Raw genomic sequence first — 18,402 nt, forward strand, 5'->3', positions numbered from 1 at the left:
TTTTAGTGAATTCATTACATTTGGTTAAAAATTGACAGTTGAAATCTGCTATAAAGGGTAGTCGAACTTAGTTGTTTTTATCGAGAAATGTTGCAAAAGAGGTCAATTACAAGGCAAGCTAGCTTGGCAGCCTGATTTCTTATTTATCCCTATTCTTTTTACTCGGCTGCACTAACAGTAAGGATCACTTTAATGCATTTATATCCGCGAGGACTGCGTATTGTGACGTTGTGCTCGGTTTTTATCTCCGGTATTAGTTTTGCTTCGCCCGATCTTCATAAAGACTTTATTCAAGCTGAAAAAATAGCAAGGTCGGGTAATACAAAAAACTACCAACAAGCAATCAGCAATCTTGAGCATCCTCTTAAGCCTTATGTGCAATTGGCTTATCTTAAAAATCATCCATTACTAAAAAATGAACAGGAAATAGAGCGCTTTTTAGATGTGTATTCCGGTACGCCTCTTGAATGGCCGCTACGTAAAACATGGCTTGAGTATTTAATGAAAAAGCGGAATAAGGCGCTATTCATAAAGTATTTTAAAGAAACCAGTGATGCGGAGCTTAGTTGTACTCATTTAAGGTATCAGCTCGATTTAGGTGCGCCTGAGGCTGCAATTTTAAAGCAAGTAACCGAGCTTTGGTTGGTTGATAAGTCTCAGCCTAAAGCTTGTGATAGCTTATTTACACTGTGGCAAAAGCAAGGGTACATGAGCCAAGAACTCATTTGGCAGCGTCTTACTATGGTGGCAGAAAAAGGTCAGCATTCACTTATTCCCTATTTAGAAAAACAACTGCCAGCAAATGAGCAATATCTTGCTGATTTATATTATGAAGTACGAAAAGACCCATCAGCCACGGCCGGGCTTTATCGTTTTAAAAAAGGCTCAGAAAAAGAAGCGCAAATTGCAATTTATGGCATTCGTCGATTAGTGTGGCGTGATGAAGAGCTCGCGATCCGTGCATGGGACAAGCTCGAGCAAAAGTTTAGCTTTTCACAAGAGCAAAAAAACGATGTTTATTATTCATTTGCCTTAGCGCTGGCATCTAAACAACATGTACAAGCAAAGTTTTGGTTGAATAAAGTCCCTGACGAAAAGCAAGATGATGCGTTGATGCAATGGCAATTAACTAACTTACTGCAGCTGCAAGATTGGCCCGGAATCGTTGCGTATTTTACCGATAAAACGCTGAGTAATGGGCAGCGTTATTGGCTTGGTTATGCGTTATTACAACAAGGGCATAAAAAAAAGTCGAATGAGGTTTGGCGTGACTTGGCTGAAAAACGAGATTATTACGGCTTTTTAGCTGCTGCACGGTTGGGTTTGGCTGTGGCATTGCAAGAGCAAGCGCTCAATGTTGATGACGCTTTAATTAAAGAAGTACAACAAGCCCCTGGATTTTTGAGAGCAAAAGCATTTTTTGAGTTAGAGCGTTTTACTTCGGCAAAGCGGGAGTGGAATTATTTACTTAATACCTCAACAGAAGATGAAAAACTCGCAGCCGCTAGCTTAGCTCACCAAGAAGGCTGGCATGACAGTGTGATTATTACCTTGGCACAAATCGAGCGCTTTCATCATTTAGATTTACGTTTTCCGTTAGCATTTGAAGAGCTTTTTGAGCGTTACAGTAAGCGCAGTAATATTGATTTAGCATGGAGTTATGCCATTGCTCGACGTGAAAGCTCCTTTGCACCTAATGCCAGTTCTTCAGCTGGGGCACATGGCTTGATGCAGTTATTACCATCAACCGCTAGTTATGTTAATAAAGGAAGTGTCTCGCGCTCAAAACTATATGACCCAAAAGTTAACGTAAAACTTGGCAATGATTATTTAAAATATTTGAAACAAAAAGCCAAAGGGAATGAGGTAATCGCAACGGCTTCGTATAATGCGGGTTATTACCGTGTTGAAAAGTGGCTACCAAAAGAAGCGATAGATTTTGACCTGTGGGTTGAAGGTATTCCTTATCGTGAAACCCGCGATTATGTCAAAAATGTATTTGCTTACCGTCAGGTGTACCACACCCGGTTTGGTTTTGCTGATAACCTGTTTGATGAATTAGTTAAAATGAAAATACAAAAGTAGCGGTGGCTAACAATGCAGTTGGTCTATGTTACTATGTGTGCAACTCCACAAAAGAAAAGATGGTCTTATCATGGATAAATTAGCGGCGTTATATGGCGAACATATAACAACTATTCAAACAAGAACGCGTACAATTTTAACTCTTGAAGGGTTAGATGGATTAGTCATTCACTCAGGACAAGCGAAACGTCAGTTTTTAGATGATATGGATTATCCGTTTAAAGTGAATCCTCATTTTAAAGCTTGGTTGCCCGTAATTGATAATCCTCATTGTTGGTTAGTGGTCAATGGCCTTGATAAGCCCAAACTCATTTTTTATCGCCCTGTTGATTTTTGGCACAAAGTACCTGATGAACCAACCGATTTTTGGGCTGAGTTTTTTGATATTGAATTATTGCTCATTCCTGATCAGGTCGAAAAATTACTGCCATATGACAAAGCTAAATTTGCTTATATTGGTGAGTATCTAGAAGTTGCGCGTGCACTTGGTTTTAGTGAGATTAATCCTGAACCAGTATTAAACTATTTCCATTATCACCGTGCATATAAAACACAATATGAGCTGGCGTGTTTACGTGAGGCAAATCGTATTGCGGTATTGGGTCATGAAGCTGCAAAAGCGAAGTTTTATGCCGGTGGTTCTGAATATGATATTCAGCATGCTTATTTGTTGGCAACCCGCCAAACCGAAAACGAAATGCCTTATAGCAACATAGTGGCGCTCAATAATAATTGTGCGATTTTACACTACACCAAACTTGAGCAATTAGCGCCAGAGAAAAGCTTATCGTTTTTGATTGATGCAGGTGCTAGTTTTCATGGTTATGCTGCCGATATTACCCGTACATATGACTTTAATCCGCAGGGTGAGTTTGCAAAACTAATTAATGCGGTAAATGAATTACAACAAGAGTTATGTGCCGGCTTAAAGCCAGGACTTAAATATGGTGATTTACACCTGAAATGCCATCAAGGCATTGCACAAATCTTAAGTGATTTTGGTATTGTACTTTTACCACCTGAAGCGATTATAGAAAAAGGCATTAGTACCACCTTCTTTCCACATGGGTTAGGGCATCACTTAGGTCTTCAAGTACATGATATGGGTGGATTTATGGCTGATGAGCGCGGTACACATCAACCGGCACCTGCAGGGCACCCATTCTTACGTTGCACTCGTATTATTGAAGCAAACCAAGTATTTACTATTGAACCAGGTCTATACTTTATCGATTCGTTATTAAGTGAGCTTGCGCAAACAGATAATACGCAATACATCAACTGGGAAAAGGTTGAGGCTTTCAAACCTTATGGTGGAATTCGTATCGAAGATAACGTGATTGTGCATGTAGATCACAATGAAAATATGACAAGAAATCTTAATTTAGCGTAAAGAATTACGTTAGAATAAAAAGAGCCGTAAGGCTCTTTTTTTATCTAAGTGAGCCGAATGAGTTTAGAGTATCCATATCCAGCATCTGATCTTTACTATCAAGAAGAAATTAAAAAAAGTACGTTTATAGTTCACATAGCCCATACACCAGATTTAAGCAGTGCCAAACAATTTATTAAACTTATCCAGAATAAATATGCCGATGCGAACCATAATTGCTGGGCACATATTGCAGGTGCGCCTAATGGCAGCCATGTTTTAGGTTTTTCGGATGATGGAGAGCCGAATGGCACGGCTGGAAAACCGATGTTGAATGTATTAGTGGGGTCTGGGTTAGGTGAAATTACAGCGGTGGTGACGCGTTATTTTGGTGGTATAAAGCTTGGTACTGGTGGCTTGGTGCGTGCTTATGGTGGCAGTTTAAATAATGCGTTAAAAACCTTGCCAACATTAATGCAAGTGCCACAAGTGCAATTGTTTGGCCAAAGCAATTATCATCAGCAAGGGAACATTGAACAGAGATTAAATACAAGGTATCAAGTATTTAATATTGAAAAGCAATATGCCGATATGGTGTTGTGGTGCATTACCATTGATGCGCGCCAAGCCGATGATGCGGTAAAGGATATTTTTGAAATTAGCCACGGTGCGGTTGAGTTGAAAATAAAACCATAAGACAATGACAAAATTGTAATCAGGGATCACAACACACATGCAGTTTCGTACCATAATCAAAATTCTCGGTCAGCTGGTGGCTATGTTTAGCATCACGATGATCCCACCTGCCTTGGTATCTTTAATTTATAAAGATGGTGGCGGGGTGCCCTTTGTTTTGGCTTTTGTATTTAGTTTGGTGATAGGGCTTATCGCCTATTATCCAAATCGACATCAAAATGGTGATTTAAAAGCGCGTGAAGGCTTTTTAATAGTGGTGTTGTTTTGGTTAGTATTAGGCGCGTTTGCGTCATTACCTTTGATTTTTTTAGATACGCCAAAGCTGTCTCTTGCAGATGCTATTTTTGAATCATTCTCGGGATTAACCACAACAGGTGCGACAGTTTTAACGGGTATTGAATTTTTGCCTAAAGCGGTACTGTTTTATCGTCAGCAGCTGCAGTGGTTAGGTGGGATGGGGATCATTGTTTTAGCGGTTGCAGTATTGCCTATGCTTGGTGTTGGGGGAATGCAGCTTTATCGAGCCGAGACGCCAGGCCCTGTTAAAGACTCTAAAATGACCCCGCGGATTGCCGATACTGCCAAGCATCTTTGGTATATTTATGTATCGTTAACTATTGCTTGTTCAACAGCTTATTGGGCTGCTGGCATGGATTGGTTTGATGCAATTTGCCATGCGTTCTCGACCATTGCGATTGGTGGTTTTTCGACGTATGACGCATCAATGGGATACTTTAATAGCCCACTCATTAATTTTATATGTGTCTTCTTTTTAATTATCGCTGCAATTAATTTTTCGCTGCACTATGCCGCTGTCGCAAGTCGTAACTTAAAAGTATATTTGCGAGATCCTGAATTTAAGGTCTTTTTAGGGATTCAGGCTGCACTTATCTTGCTGTGTTTTAGTGTGTTATCGTCAGAAGGTGTCTATGAAACGGGCGATCAAACGCTAGATCAAGCAATGTTTCAAGCCGTATCGATGAGCACTACAGCAGGGTTTGCCACTGATAACTTTTCAGCATGGCCGTTGTTTTTACCTATTTTACTTATTTTCTCGAGTTTTATTGGTGGCTGTGCTGGTTCGACAGGCGGTGGAATGAAAGTGGTTCGGGTCTTTTTATTGTATTTACAAGGGATCCGCGAGCTTAATCGCTTAGTCCACCCTAGAGCTATTTATTCGATTAAATTAGGTCGTAAAGCATTACCAGATAAGGTTATAGAAGCCGTTTGGGGGTTTTTCTCGGCGTATGCGCTGGTCTTTGTGATCATTATGCTAATGCTAATGGGCACAGGGCTTGATAATATTACCGCTTTTTCAGCAACCGCGGCGTGTTTAAATAATTTAGGTCCAGGATTGGGCGATGTTGCTGCTCATTATGGTGATATCACTGATGGAGCAAAATGGATTTTAACCCTTGCGATGGTATTTGGCCGTTTAGAAATTTTTACCTTGTTAGTGTTGTTTACCCCCACATTCTGGCGTGGGTGAGGACAGACCGAAGCATTGCTTCGCAGCTGTCCGAAGTTGAGTCATGGATGACGATAGGAGAGGTACTTCATGGATGAATTACAAACACTCATCCTTAATTTAGACCGAAGCATTGCTTCGCAGCTGTCCGAAGTTGAGTCATGGATGACGATAGGAGAGGCACTTCATGGATGAATTACAAACTCTCATCCTTAATTTAGACCGAAGCATTGCTTCGCAGCTGCCCGAAGTTGAGTCATGGATGACGATAGGAGAGGTACTTCATGGATGAATTACAAACACTCATATATGACTTAGGCTAAAACGAAGGTCGTTGGGCGTATTAGTAATACCAGAAGTTGCAACAAAAAAGGCGAACATCAGTTCGCCTCTTTGCATTTTAGTGATCGGGTTACATAAAAATAGCGCTGACTTGAAAGAGCTTTTCTACCACATGGATTTGCTTTTTATCAATCAAAAACATGATGACATGGTCGCCTGAGTGGATCACCGTATTATCATGCGCAATTAATACATCATCATTTCTGACGATAGCGCCGATTGTTGTACCTATCGGTAGTTTAATTTCGGCAATGGCACGGCCAACCACTTTAGAGGTTGTTTCATCGCCGTGAGCCACAGCTTCAATTGCCTCTGCAGCGCCTTTTCGTAAGGAGTACACATTAACAATATCACCGCGTCTTACATGGGTTAACAGTGCAGAAATGGTTGCTTGTTGTGGTGAGATGGCAATGTCAATTTCGCCACCTTGCACTAAATCGACATAAGCTCCACGTTGGATCAGCACCATGGTTTTTTGTGCCCCCATGCGCTTGGCGAGCATGGCAGACATAATATTGGCTTCGTCATCGTTTGTTACGGCAATAAAAACGTCAACTTGCTCAATATGCTCTTCTGAAAGGAGCTCTTGATCAGATGCATCACCGGCAAATACCACGGTATTATGCAACATGCCAGACAGTTGTTCAGCACGAGCTAAATTACGTTCTATTAGTTTTACACTGTGGGTTTTTTCTAAAGAATGGGCTAAGCCTGCGCCAATGTTACCCCCACCAGCAATCATGATTTTTTTATAAGAGCGTTCGAGTTTTTGTAGCTCATTCATTACGGCGCGAATGTGTTTGGTTGCCGCAATAAAGAATATTTCATCGTCAGCTTCAATAACGGTAGTACCAAGCGGTTTAATCGGTTTACCTTGGCGATAAATAGCCGCGACACGGGTCTCGACATTCGGGATGTGTTCTTTAAGTGCAGAGAGGGCATAACCAACAAGTAGACCACCGTAATAGGCTTTAACTGCCACTAACGATAGTTTACCTTCTGCAAATTGCAGTACTTGTAATGCTCCTGGATAATCGATTAATCGACGAATGTATTTTGTGACCAGTTGTTCTGGTGCGATGTAATGGTCGACCGGTAAATCATGATTGTGGAACAGTTGTTCTTTGTAACGTAAGTATTGCTCAGAGCGAATGCGCGCGATTTTTGTTGGAGTATTAAAAATACTGTAAGCGACTTGGCAGGCAACCATGTTAACTTCATCAGAGCTAGTTACAGCGATAATCATATCGGCATCTTCAGCCCCTGCACGGCGTAAAACTTCTGGGTGGGCGCTATGACCATTAACTACTTGTAAATCGTATTTATCCTGTAGTTCTCGCAGTTTATCTGCATTGATATCAACTACGGTTATTTCGTTTTTCTCACCAACTAAGTTTTCAGCGAGTGTCCCACCAACTTGTCCTGCACCTAAAATGATTATTTTCATGACTTGCTTATATCGCTTTTAAAAGGGCCTACAGTAGGCCCATTTGTTATGGTCGCTTGGTGATTTTTGCGTAATAAAAACCATCGGTAAGTTCCGGTAAAAACTGCCAGCCTGGTTGTTCGTGCGTGTCTAAATCATGCAAAGGCTGATGGATTGCATCATCTGTGCGTGCTAAAAACGCTTTTACCTGATCTTTATTTTCTTGAGGTAAAACCGAGCAAGTTGCATAAACGAGTGTGCCACCCGCTTTAAGTAACGGCCAAATTTTATCTAAAATACTGCTTTGTAATAACGCAAGTTGCTCAATATCGGCAGCTCTGCGTAGCCATTTGATATCGGGGTGTCTGCGAATTACACCTGTTGCTGAACATGGTACATCGAGCAAGATTTTATCAAATGTTTCTTTATCCCACCAAGTATCTGGATTGGCCGCATCGGCGCAAAGTAATTGCGCTTGTAGTCCAATACGCGATAAGTTTTCTTGGACGCGAGCTAGGCGTGTTTCATCACAATCAAGCGCTGTAACTGCCAGATTGTCGGCCAATTCTAGGATGTGACAGGTTTTGCCACCAGGTGCTGCACAGGCGTCTAAAATGCGCTCTCCTGCTTGGGGGGCCATCAAACGAGCCGCAATTTGCGCGGCACCATCTTGCACCGAACACGCACCTTCAGCAAAACCAGGTAGGCTAAAAACATCACAAGGCTTCTCAAGAAGTACGGCATCACAAAAACCATCTACTTTACGGGCCACAATATTAGCCTCGGTTAATAATGCCAAGTATTGATCTGTGCTGTATTGGCTTTGATTAATGCGCAACCACATAGGTGCTTGTTGTTGATTAGCAGCTAAAATAGTTTGCCACTTTTCGGGATATGCCTCTTGAACTGCTTTGATAAACCAACCTGGATGATTATATAAACACACTTCAACTTGGTTTGCTGCTGCTTCAAGCTCTGCTTGCTGACGCTGAAAGTTACGCAGCACCGCGTTAACTAATCCTTTTAAGCCCGGCGCTTGAAGAGCTTGTAAGGCGTTAACGGTTTCAGCTACCGCAGCATGGGCTGGGGTACGCATGTGCTGAAGTTGGTAAATACCAACATACACTAAAAACTGGAAAACTCGCTGTTTTCCCTTAAGTGGCTTAGTCAATAAAGTGCGACAGTAATGCTCTAAGCTAGGTAGCTGCCTGAGCACGCCATAACAAAGTTGTTGTAACAACGCTTTTTCTTTAACTGCAACCTTGGCAGCAGCAGCTGGCAATACTTGGTTCAGAGATAAACCTTGATCAACTACTTGGTACAGTGTTTCAGCTGCTAGTGCGCGAACATTATTCATTAATAAAACCTGCTTTACTACCAACAGTGACCCAATCGGCTCGACCATTTAAAAAGTCTTGTGCAGACATCGGTTTTTTACCTTCAGGTTGGAGTTGCGTTATCTTAAGGGCGTGCTGTGCTGTTGCGATGATAATGCCATTTTTATCGGCTTGCAAAATTGTGCCTGCTTGACCTTGTTGATTGACGATTTCAGCTTGCCAAATTTTAACCGTATGGCCGGAAAATTCAGTAAAGCAAATTGGCCAAGGATTGAAAGAGCGAACATTACGTTCAATTTGGTCAGCAGCCATCGTCCAATCGATATTTGCTTCTTCTTTAGAAAGTTTTTTAGCGTAATTGGCTTGTTCATCATCTTGTTTAGTCGCAATGGCTTGTCCATTAGCAATATCGGCAACGGTTGCTATCATTGCTTGTGGTCCAAGTTGAGCAAGTTTGTCGTACAGGCTGGTGCTGGTTTCATCTTTTGCGATTGGGCAAGTGACAATAGAGAGCATATCACCAGTATCCAAACCGACATCCATTTGCATTATGGTCACACCTGATTCTTCATCACCAGCCCAAATTGCACGTTGAATGGGTGCAGCCCCACGCCAGCGCGGTAAAATAGAGCCATGAACATTAATGCAACCAAATTTAGGCGTATCAAGAATGGCTTTTGGAAGTAATAAGCCATAAGCGACAACAACCATTAGGTCAGCATTTAATTCAGCCAGTTCTTGTTGTACTTCGGTACTTTTTAAACTGGACGGTTGTAATACCTGAATGTCATGAGCTACCGCTAGCTCCTTCACTTCACAGGCTTTGAGTTTTTTGCCTCGACCTGCTGGGCGATCGGGTGGGCAATAAACGGCAACAATTTCATGTTCGGAATCGATTAATGCTTGCAGATGGCGGGCGGCAAAATCTGGGGTGCCCGCAAAAATAATACGTAATGCTTGTGTCACTCGAATATTCACTTTTTAGTTGGTGAGGCTTATTTAGCCATTTTGGCTTCTTTCTCTAATTTTTTGCGGATGCGGTCACGCTTTAGAGGTGATAAGTAATCAACAAACAGTTTACCTTGTAGGTGGTCAAGCTCATGCTGAATACATATTGCCAATAGACCATCTGCATCTAATGAAAACTCTTGACCGTCAAGATTGAGCGCTTTAACGGTAACAGTTTCGGCTCTATCAACTTTGGCATAAGAGTTTGGCACCGATAGACAACCTTCTTCACTGATCGTAGAGCCATCTTTTTTAGTGATTTCTGGGTTAATCAGTACAAGTTGATCTGATTTATCTTCAGTGACATCAATAACGACTATGCGTAGGTGAATGTTAGCTTGTGTGGCTGCTAAACCGATGCCACTTTCTTCATACATAGTATCAAACATATCAGCTACAATCTTTTTAATAGAATCATCTACTTGTGTAACTGGTTTTGCTATTGTGCGCAGTCGTTCATCAGGAAAGCGTAAAACTTCTAAAAAAGCCATATTTACCTTTTAATGTTATGTGTATAGTGCAAGTTTGTGTTATGTTTTTATTTTAGCCATTACTGGTCACCTTTTACAGGTTTAGATTAAGAATAATAAAAAACAGCTCAAGGAAGCTAGCATGATTAAAAAGCTTACAGCTACGGTTTTTGCATTGGCAATGGCGTTTCCAGCTATCGCAGATGTATTAACTATTAAAAAAGATGCCCCACAACAATACGTTGTAAAAAAAGGTGACACCCTCTGGGATATTTCGGAGATCTATCTTGAGCAACCTTGGTTATGGCCAAAGTTATGGCGCATGAATCCTCAAATAGATAACCCGCATTTAATTTACCCAGGCGATATGCTGACGTTAGTATATGACGCTGATGGTCAACCTATGTTGGTGATGAATCAAAAATATAAAAAATTATCCCCCAATGTGAGAAAAACCCTCAAAAAGGCCGATGCAATACCAACTGTGCCACTTGAGTTTTTGCGTCCATATTTAACATATGAACAAGCACTTGATGAAGAAGTCATTGCAACAAAACCATATGTTTTAGGTGCCAACCAAGCTGTAAAAAATCAAATATCTGACCAAATTCTTTATGTCAAAGGTGATTTGGAGCGTAGTCAATTTTACGGTATTTATCGTAAAGGTGATGCTTATATCGATCCTGAATCTGAAACTGTATTAGCGCATAAAGCTAAGTTAGTTGGAACTGCGCGTGCGTTTCGTAGTGGCGATGTTCATAAAGGGGAGCCTGCTTCTGTTCGTGTACAGAATGTAAAACAGGAAATCAAAGCGGGTGATTTTTTAATGCCAGCGATGGAAGGGCAATCTTTACCTGCATTTTTTAGTTTAACTCGTCCAGAAGCGGGGATTAAAGGAAGCATTATTGCTGCCACTAATGATTTTCGTGAATTTAGCCAGTACGACATAGTTATATTAAATCGTGGTACCGCTGACCAACTAAAACCTGGTCATATACTGGATATTCGCCGCGCTTCTCCTAAAGTTATAGATGGAAAGAATGGTCCAACATATTTAGAAGATACCTCTCGATATGAAAAGGTTGCTGCTAGTATCGAAGGGTTATTTGGTGAATCGAACCAAGACCAAAAGCTTTGGGTTACACCTTCAGAGAAAGTAGGCGAGTTGATGGTGTTTAAAGTTTACAACAATCTGAGCTACGCCATTATCATGGAAACATTGATGCCAATTCGTTTAGGGGATACGGTAAATGTAGACCTTTAATTCGAATGCTCTAAGGAGGGAGCATGCTAGAAACTGAAAAAAACGAGCTGCGTATTTGGCTCGTTTTTTATTTATGTAAAGGTTTGGGAGTCCAAACCTTACTTAAACTAAAACAACATATTGAGCTAGATCAGTTGCTTCTCTTATCTGAGATGCAGTTGCAGCAATTAGGCTTGAAGCCTGACATTATTAATCAAATACTTCACCCAGATTATAGTTACATTAACAAACTTGAAAATTACCTCATTGAACAAAAAATTTTTGCCATCTGCTATGACCATCCTGCTTATCCTCCGTTATTAAAAGAAATTGTCTCTGCTCCACTTATTTTATTTTGTCGCGGTGATATCTCCTTGTTGCAGGCACCACAATTGGCGATTGTTGGTAGCCGTAGTGCAACAGCAAATGGTTGTCATATTGCTAGCGAGTTCGCTTATCAATTGAATGAACAAGGAGTTACGGTTACTTCTGGCCTAGCTGGTGGAATTGATGCTGCTGCACATAAAGGCTCTTTAGCTGCAAGCGGTAAAACAATCGCAGTACTCGGTACTGGGGTTGATGTTATTTATCCTAAACGAAATAAACTACTCGCCATGCAGATAATTGAGCGAGGTCTACTTGTAAGTGAGTTTTTGCCAGGTACAAAAGCACATGCGGCAAATTTTCCTCGTCGTAACCGCATTATCTCTGGATTAAGTTATGGCACTGTTGTGGTTGAAGCTGAGCTTAAAAGTGGCTCCTTAATTACTGCTCGCTATGCTTTAGAGCAAAACAGAGAGGTATTTGCTGTTCCAGGTTCAGTTTTAAATGAGCTCTCTCATGGCTGCCATTTTCTAATTAAACAAGGGGCTAAACTTACCGAGAATGTCGATGATATTTTTGAGGAGTTAGGTCTTTTTGTAAAAAACGGTCTATATAGTAAAGACGAGGTACTAAATTGTGATGATGAAGAACCTCTTTTAGCTGAGTTGGGGTATGACGTGATGACGGTTGATGAATTATCAAATAAAACAAATATCCCAATTGAGCAACTTTTAACCCGTCTTTTAGACCTTGAACTGTCCAACCACGTAGAGCGGGTTTTGGGTGGTTATGTAAAATTGAGGAGATATTAAAATGTTCGATATCCTCATGTATTTATTTGAGAATTATATTCACAGCGAATCGGAAATTTATGTCGAGCAAAGTGAGTTAACCGATGAGCTTTTAAGGGCGGGTTTTAATCGCAGTGAAATCTATAAAGCGCTTGATTGGTTAGAGCAGCTTGCTGAGCTGCAACACTGTGATGAACTTCCTTATTTAAATAACAAACCAGCTCAATCTGTCCGAGTTTATACTGAATCTGAATGTAGTAAGTTAGATGTTACATGTCGTGGTTTTTTACTCTTTTTAGAGCAAATTAGTGTTATTGACGGTGAAACCAGAGAAATGGTCATAGACAGATTACTCGATCTGGATAAAGTATTTATCGGTTTAGATGATTTAAAATGGGTTGTTTTAATGGTGCTATTTAATGTCCCCGGTAAAGAGCAAGCTTATGCACAAATGGAAGACCTATTGTTTGATGAGCCATCGGGTTTATTACATTAAGTAACGACTTTGTGAGTTTTTATAAAATAGGGGCATTTTTGCCCCTATTTTATAGGGTTTTACTTGACCCAACTATTTACTGCATTATATTGACCGCAAATTGAACGAGTACAGGCAACTTGATGAGTAAAATCGATCATGCTCTTTTTTCAGCACATGAACATGCTTTAGAAAAAGAATATGAAATCTGCCCTCTTTGTGGTTCAGAGTTGGTGATCCGCCACAGTAAAACAGGTCCATTTATTGGTTGTGCGAGCTATCCTAGTTGTGAATTTTCAAAGCCGTTAGTTGAGCATGAGGTTGAATCACTCAAGGTGCTCGCAGATACTGCCTGCCCAGAATGTAGTCGACCTTTAGAAGTGAAAAATGGTCGTTACGGGATGTTTATTGGTTGTACGGGCTTTCCTGAGTGTCATTATATCGTTCATGAAGAGGCGGAAGCTCAACTGGCTCTTCCTACTTGCCCTAAATGTCAAAAAGCGCATCTTGTCAAACGTAGCAATAAATCAGGAAAGAGCTTTTATTCCTGTGATGCTTACCCAACGTGCAAATACATAGTAAATTTTTTACCAGTTGATGAGTCATGCCCATCTTGTGGTTGGGCTATTATGCTTGAAAAAAATATGGCAAGTGGAAAAGTACATCTTTGCCCTCAAAAGGCTTGTAGTTTTAAACAGAAAATTTCTTAGAACTGGAGTGATTAGTGTCAGTACATGATGAGCTAACTCAATGCCTTAATAAACTCGAGCAAGGTGGCGTTATTTGTTATCCGACTGAGGCCGTTTACGGTTTAGGGTGCGATCCTGATAACGAAAGTGCAGTGATGGCATTACTGGCAATTAAACAGCGCCCAGTTGAAAAGGGCCTGATTTTAATTGCTGATAATTATGCTCAGTTGCTACCTTATGTTGATGATGCAAAAATTCCGATGGACAAGCGCGCTGAAATTTTTTCTGCTTGGCCAGGTGCTGTCACTTGGATCATGCCCGCAAAATCAACCACACCAAAATGGCTCACCGGCAAATTTGATACTATTGCCGTACGTGTAACCAATCATTCAGTAGTGAAGCAACTTTGTCAGCAATTTAACAAACCGCTGGTTTCAACCAGCGCTAATTTAACCGGCCAAGCACCGGTTAGGTCGTTAGATGAAGCAAAAGCGATGTTTACAAATAATGTTGCGTATTATGTTGCTGGCCAATTAGGTGGGAATACAAAACCAAGCCAAATTAAAGATGCTCGAACAGGGCAATTATTTAGAGACTAATCCATGGCAAACTTAACCTTAGAAACAGTTAAATCTTTTTTACTCGACTTACAAGACCGTATTTGTGCAGGTTTAGAGCAAGCCGATGGTGATGCTAAATTTGTTGAAGATGCATGGCAACGAGCTGAAGGTGGTGGGGGGCGTACGCGTGTTATCACCAATGGCGCTGTGATTGAGCAAGGAGGTGTGAATTACTCTCACGTATTTGGCGCTTCTATGCCAGCCTCGGCAACAGCCCATCGACCAGAGTTAGCTGGGCGCAGTTTTCATGCCTGCGGGGTTTCATTAGTGATCCACCCTAAGAACCCTCACATTCCTACTAGCCATGCCAACGTAAGGTTTTTTATCGCAGAAAAAGAAGGTGAAGAGCCCATTTGGTGGTTTGGTGGTGGATTTGACTTAACCCCATTTTATCCAGTGCTCGAAGATGTTAAGCATTGGCATCAAGTTGCAAAAAATCTTTGCTCGCCATTTGGTGAAACGGTTTATGATGATTATAAAAAATGGTGTGATGAGTATTTTTATTTAAAACATCGAGGCGAGACTCGGGGTGTCGGTGGGTTATTTTTCGATGACTTGAATACTTGGGGTTTTGATAAAAGTTTTGCGTTTATGCAGGCGGTAGGCAATGGATTTTTGGATGCTTACATACCAATTATTGAAAAGCGTAAAAATACACCCGTAACACAAATACAGCGTGATTTTCAGTTGTACCGCCGTGGTCGTTATGTTGAGTTTAATCTAGTGTGGGATCGAGGCACCTTATTTGGGTTACAAACCGGTGGTCGCACAGAATCGATTTTAATGTCAATGCCGCCACTTGCCCGCTGGGAATACAATTATTCACCAGAAGCTGAATCTACCGAAGCAATGCTTTATAACGATTATTTAAAACCACGCGATTGGCTCGCGTAATCGGTTATTTGTTTGTGGTTCAAGGAGGTTTAAAACACGAATGTTTTGAACCTCGCTTCGTTAAAGTTTAAAGTTTCTTACCTGTTGATCTAGTTCACGGGCCAGCACTAATAGCTGCTCACTGACCTCTTTACTATCACATGCATCTTCTAAAGAACGTTCAGCGTTATCTCTAATTGCAATAACACTTTGGTTAATTTCCTCAGCGGCCAGATTTTGTTGCTCAGTAGCATCGGCGATTTGTACATTGAGTTGGTTAATCTCGTGCATCTGATTCGAAATAGTTTTAAGTGCATGTGCCACATCCTTAACCTGCATCGCGCGCTGATCTGCTTCTTGGCATGAGTTATTCATTGTTACTACAGTTTGCTCAGCTTCTTGCTGGAGTTTTTCTATAGTGCGCTTAATTTCATCGGTTGATACCCGGGTGCGAGTTGCAAGTGTGCGTACCTCATCAGCGACCACTGCAAATCCACGGCCAGCAGAGCCAGCTCTTGCAGCTTCAATGGCGGCATTTAGCGCCAGTAAATTCGTTTGCTCAGCAATACTGCTAATTACTTCAAGTACTTTACCAACTTCAAATGTTTGGTTTTGTAATTGACTTACCTGCTGCGCTGCTTGGCGTACATCAAAAGCAAGTTGATTAATGCTAGTTTCGGTTTGCTCTGCAATCACCATGCTTTGCTCGGCCATCAAATTACTTGCATCTGATTTCTCAGATGCAAAGTGGGTGGTATTTTTAACTTCGCTAGAAGAGCATTCAAGTTCATTGATGGCAGCGGCGACAGAGTCTGTTCCTTGTTTTTGTTCTAATATTGCTTGCTCTGTTGTATCTGCTGCAGCAAAAATTTGTTCTGCGCAATGGATTAATACTTTTGATGAGTCAGATACTTGTGCGATGTTGGATTTAAAACTCGTCATCATAATATTGAAATTATCTGCGAGCCTGCCTAACTCATCTTGAGTTTTGTCATCGATTGTCAGGCTTAAATCTTTGTTTTGCGCCACCAGGCGCATGGTATTTCCTAAGTGTTTTAGGCGGTTAATAAAAATTCGTTTAAATAAAATACCTAAAATAACAAAAGCACTAATAAAAATGGCGCTGAGCATTGCGCTACTTATTAAGGTGTTTTTTTGAATAGCTTGGTCGACTTCGGCAAGAGAATAGCTAATTTTAACGGCTCCAAGAACATCCCCTTCTTGTGCTTGATGACAACCTAGGCAGTTAGTGCCTTTATAATTACTACTAGCAATGAGAGGTTTTAGGTAAGTGAGTACACTTTGATTATTCATTTGCTCAAGGATCAGCTGCTCTTTCCCCCCAAGAGCTTCTTTTTCTGGTGGAGTGTCTGCCTGCTCGCCGGTTTTTCCTGCTCCATAAAGCTTTTTAACTTGTTCGCCTCGAATGATATCGGCGTTTTCAATGTTGGGGTGGTTATTAATTTTATCAGTTAAAATACTGCGATTGCTCATGGTGCCAGTGAGCATTAGGGTATTAATTGAATCAAAATAATTATCGGCTAAAAGCTTTATGTTTGATTCAATAGTCTGTTGCGCCAAATGCTGTTGCTGCTGGCTGCCATTAATAATGCTCGCAATGAGCACTAGAAAGCCCGTTACGGCAAGTAAGGCATAAATTTTATATTGAATTGAAATGGCACGCATAAATAATAACCTCTCTTAGCACGAAAAGTTATTATCCATTTTTTTGCAGTATTGTTTTTGACCTAACGCAAAGAGCGATAACTTTAAGGTGTCTTTACGCTTATTGATTAATCATGTGACTGGCTAGTTGTGCCAGTGATTGTCTCAGCCCTTCGCGTAAAAGAGGGTTATCAACTTGTTCATCAAGCGCTTTGTTCATACAAAACATCCATTGATCACGTAAATCTTGGTCAATAGGAAAAGGCATGTGGCGTTTACGAAGCATAGGGTGGCCATGCTTTTCGACAAATAAATCCGGACCACCAAGCCAGCCCGATAAAAACTCAAAGAATACTTGGCGAATTCGGTCTAAAGGTTGGGGGTGCATATCATATAAAGGTTTAGTGTAAGCTTCTTGCGCCATAATATCGTAAAATCGATTTGCCAATGCGCGGGCACCGGCTTCGCCACCCATTAATTCATAAGGTGTTTTTTCGGGTGAAGGTGCCTCTACAGGCTTGTTTTGTGCTGGTTGTTTCGTAAATATACGTTGTATTAGTTGCTTCATAAAATTCAATCGTTTTAAAGGTCGAGGGTTAAATGGATAAGTACGCAGTTTTTGGTAATCCAATCAAACATTCAAAATCACCAGCTATACATAGTAAGTTTGCAGAGCTACTAGGTGAGCAATTGCATTATCAAGCGATTTTAGCACCGTTAGAGCATTTTGAAGCAACAGTAAATGCTTTTTTTGATGGTGGTGGCTTAGGCGCCAATGTAACCATGCCTTTTAAAGAGCAAGCTTTTGCAATGTGTCAGCAGTTAAGTGAGCGGGCTCAAGTATCGGGAGCAGTTAACACATTAAAGCGGCTAGAAAGTGGCGGCTTATATGGTGACAATACTGATGGTGCCGGGTTAGTAAGTGATTTACTCAATAATGATGTCACATTAAAAAATCAGCGCATTCTTTTAATGGGTGCTGGTGGTGCCGCACGAGGAGTTTTGTTGCCATTATTAAATGAACAACCTCGCAAAATTACCATCGTAAATCGTACTAAAGAAAAAGCGCAAATATTGGCTGAGTTATTTAGCCAATATGGCGAAATAGATTATTGTAGTTTTGATGAGCTACCTGACTCATCTTTTGATGTGGTTATCAATTCAACCTCCTCGAGTATTGCGGGAGTACTGCCAAGTCTTACAGAAGTTCACATTGCGGACGCTAAAGCAATTTATGATATGGTTTATAGTGACAGCAGTACTGTTTTTCTAAATTGGGCGAAGCAGCATAATACAACTGCAATATTGTTAGACGGTATAGGCATGTTAATTGGTCAAGCAGCAGAAGCTTATTATGTTTGGCGTAATGTTTATCCACCTTCAGAGCGGGTCATCGAGTTAGCAAAACAAAAGGCGGTATAAAATGAATCAAGCGGTTTTATTTAATGATGATGTTAGCTTTGATGCGCAGCTGCAACAATTAACGTTTAGCGCAATGGCCAATGGTCAATTGATCCA

The 18,402-nt window shown here is 40.9% G+C and carries 18 protein-coding genes (1 of these 18 cut by a window edge); 12 read left to right on the forward strand and 6 right to left on the reverse strand.

The genetic code is table 11. From position 1 onward, the window contains the following. The first annotated feature begins 192 nt into the window (after positions 1 to 192). From PTUN_RS00065 to PTUN_RS00080, 4 genes are all read left to right on the forward strand, one after another. Positions 193 to 2,085 (forward strand): transglycosylase SLT domain-containing protein, encoded by a 1,893-nt coding sequence (locus PTUN_RS00065; protein WP_009838880.1) that lies wholly within the window; start codon positions 193 to 195, stop codon positions 2,083 to 2,085. Between the two features lie 70 nt (positions 2,086 to 2,155). Then, positions 2,156 to 3,478 carry a Xaa-Pro dipeptidase gene (pepQ, locus tag PTUN_RS00070; protein WP_009838879.1) on the forward strand — a complete coding sequence of 441 codons (1,323 nt, stop codon included), beginning with the start codon at positions 2,156 to 2,158 and terminating at the stop codon, positions 3,476 to 3,478. Between the two features lie 57 nt (positions 3,479 to 3,535). Further along, positions 3,536 to 4,153, forward strand: a complete 618-nt coding sequence (locus tag PTUN_RS00075; protein WP_009838878.1) for a YigZ family protein — start codon at positions 3,536 to 3,538, stop codon at positions 4,151 to 4,153. 37 nt (positions 4,154 to 4,190) lie between these two features. Then, entirely contained in the window at positions 4,191 to 5,642 is a 1,452-nt protein-coding gene (locus PTUN_RS00080) for a TrkH family potassium uptake protein (RefSeq protein WP_009838877.1), read from the forward strand. Positions 5,643 to 6,033: 391 nt separating this feature from the next. Here PTUN_RS00080 and trkA read toward each other — a convergent pair whose 3' ends face one another. Genes trkA through def form a run of 4 tightly spaced genes read right to left on the reverse strand, consistent with a single transcriptional unit; the run spans position 6,034 to position 10,225 of the window. Continuing rightward, entirely contained in the window at positions 6,034 to 7,410 is a 1,377-nt protein-coding gene (gene trkA / locus PTUN_RS00085) for a Trk system potassium transporter TrkA (RefSeq protein ID WP_009838876.1), read from the reverse strand. Between the two features lie 46 nt (positions 7,411 to 7,456). Then, positions 7,457 to 8,746: a 16S rRNA (cytosine(967)-C(5))-methyltransferase RsmB gene (gene rsmB, locus PTUN_RS00090; RefSeq protein WP_009838875.1), complete on the reverse strand. Its 1,290-nt coding sequence runs from the start codon at positions 8,744 to 8,746 to the stop codon at positions 7,457 to 7,459. Then, positions 8,739 to 9,692, reverse strand: a complete 954-nt coding sequence (gene fmt / locus PTUN_RS00095) for a methionyl-tRNA formyltransferase (protein ID WP_040643997.1) — start codon at positions 9,690 to 9,692, stop codon at positions 8,739 to 8,741. The genes rsmB and fmt overlap by 8 nt, the downstream gene beginning before the upstream one ends. A gap of 29 nt (positions 9,693 to 9,721) precedes the next feature. Then, the gene (gene def, locus PTUN_RS00100) at positions 9,722 to 10,225 is read right to left on the reverse strand and encodes a peptide deformylase (RefSeq protein WP_009838873.1); all 504 of its coding nucleotides are present in this window, start codon (positions 10,223 to 10,225) and stop codon (positions 9,722 to 9,724) included. Between the two features lie 121 nt (positions 10,226 to 10,346). Here def and PTUN_RS00105 point away from each other — a divergent pair, with 121 nt between their 5' ends. The 6 genes from PTUN_RS00105 to hemF all read left to right on the forward strand — a co-directional run bounded on the left by PTUN_RS00105 (position 10,347) and on the right by hemF (position 15,240). Further along, on the forward strand, positions 10,347 to 11,468 hold the full coding sequence (locus tag PTUN_RS00105; RefSeq protein ID WP_009838872.1) for a LysM peptidoglycan-binding domain-containing protein: 1,122 nt from the start codon (positions 10,347 to 10,349) through the stop codon (positions 11,466 to 11,468). 23 nt (positions 11,469 to 11,491) lie between these two features. Then, positions 11,492 to 12,583, forward strand: coding sequence for a DNA-processing protein DprA (dprA, locus tag PTUN_RS00110; protein ID WP_009838871.1), 1,092 nt, complete (start codon positions 11,492 to 11,494; stop codon positions 12,581 to 12,583). Position 12,584: 1 nt separating this feature from the next. Further along, a complete protein-coding gene (locus PTUN_RS00115; protein ID WP_040643981.1) occupies positions 12,585 to 13,058 on the forward strand; it encodes a DUF494 family protein in 474 nt (157 codons plus the stop codon). 122 nt (positions 13,059 to 13,180) lie between these two features. Further along, positions 13,181 to 13,747 (forward strand): DNA topoisomerase family protein, encoded by a 567-nt coding sequence (locus PTUN_RS00120; protein ID WP_009838869.1) that lies wholly within the window; start codon positions 13,181 to 13,183, stop codon positions 13,745 to 13,747. 14 nt (positions 13,748 to 13,761) lie between these two features. Then, positions 13,762 to 14,325: an L-threonylcarbamoyladenylate synthase type 1 TsaC gene (gene tsaC, locus PTUN_RS00125; protein ID WP_009838868.1), complete on the forward strand. Its 564-nt coding sequence runs from the start codon at positions 13,762 to 13,764 to the stop codon at positions 14,323 to 14,325. A 3-nt stretch (positions 14,326 to 14,328) separates the two neighbouring features. Next, positions 14,329 to 15,240, forward strand: coding sequence for an oxygen-dependent coproporphyrinogen oxidase (hemF, locus tag PTUN_RS00130; RefSeq protein WP_009838867.1), 912 nt, complete (start codon positions 14,329 to 14,331; stop codon positions 15,238 to 15,240). A 60-nt stretch (positions 15,241 to 15,300) separates the two neighbouring features. Here hemF and PTUN_RS00135 read toward each other — a convergent pair whose 3' ends face one another. Then, complete coding sequence (locus tag PTUN_RS00135) at positions 15,301 to 16,905, reverse strand: methyl-accepting chemotaxis protein (RefSeq protein WP_009838866.1); 1,605 nt, start codon at positions 16,903 to 16,905, stop codon at positions 15,301 to 15,303. A 100-nt stretch (positions 16,906 to 17,005) separates the two neighbouring features. Beyond that, positions 17,006 to 17,452, reverse strand: coding sequence for a group II truncated hemoglobin (locus tag PTUN_RS00140; RefSeq protein WP_009838865.1), 447 nt, complete (start codon positions 17,450 to 17,452; stop codon positions 17,006 to 17,008). Positions 17,453 to 17,484: 32 nt separating this feature from the next. On the opposite strand from PTUN_RS00140, the gene aroE reads away from it, so the two are divergent. Next, on the forward strand, positions 17,485 to 18,306 hold the full coding sequence (gene aroE, locus PTUN_RS00145) for a shikimate dehydrogenase (RefSeq protein WP_009838864.1): 822 nt from the start codon (positions 17,485 to 17,487) through the stop codon (positions 18,304 to 18,306). 1 nt (position 18,307) lies between these two features. Continuing rightward, positions 18,308 to 18,402, forward strand: partial view of a DUF1488 family protein gene (locus PTUN_RS00150; RefSeq protein ID WP_009838863.1) — the start only. 160 nt of this gene lie beyond the right edge of the window; the window shows 95 of its 255 coding nt (coding positions 1–95); it begins with the start codon at positions 18,308 to 18,310; its stop codon lies off the right edge, out of view.

Source organism: Pseudoalteromonas tunicata (assembly GCF_002310815.1).
Lineage (GTDB): Bacteria > Pseudomonadota > Gammaproteobacteria > Enterobacterales > Alteromonadaceae > Pseudoalteromonas > Pseudoalteromonas tunicata.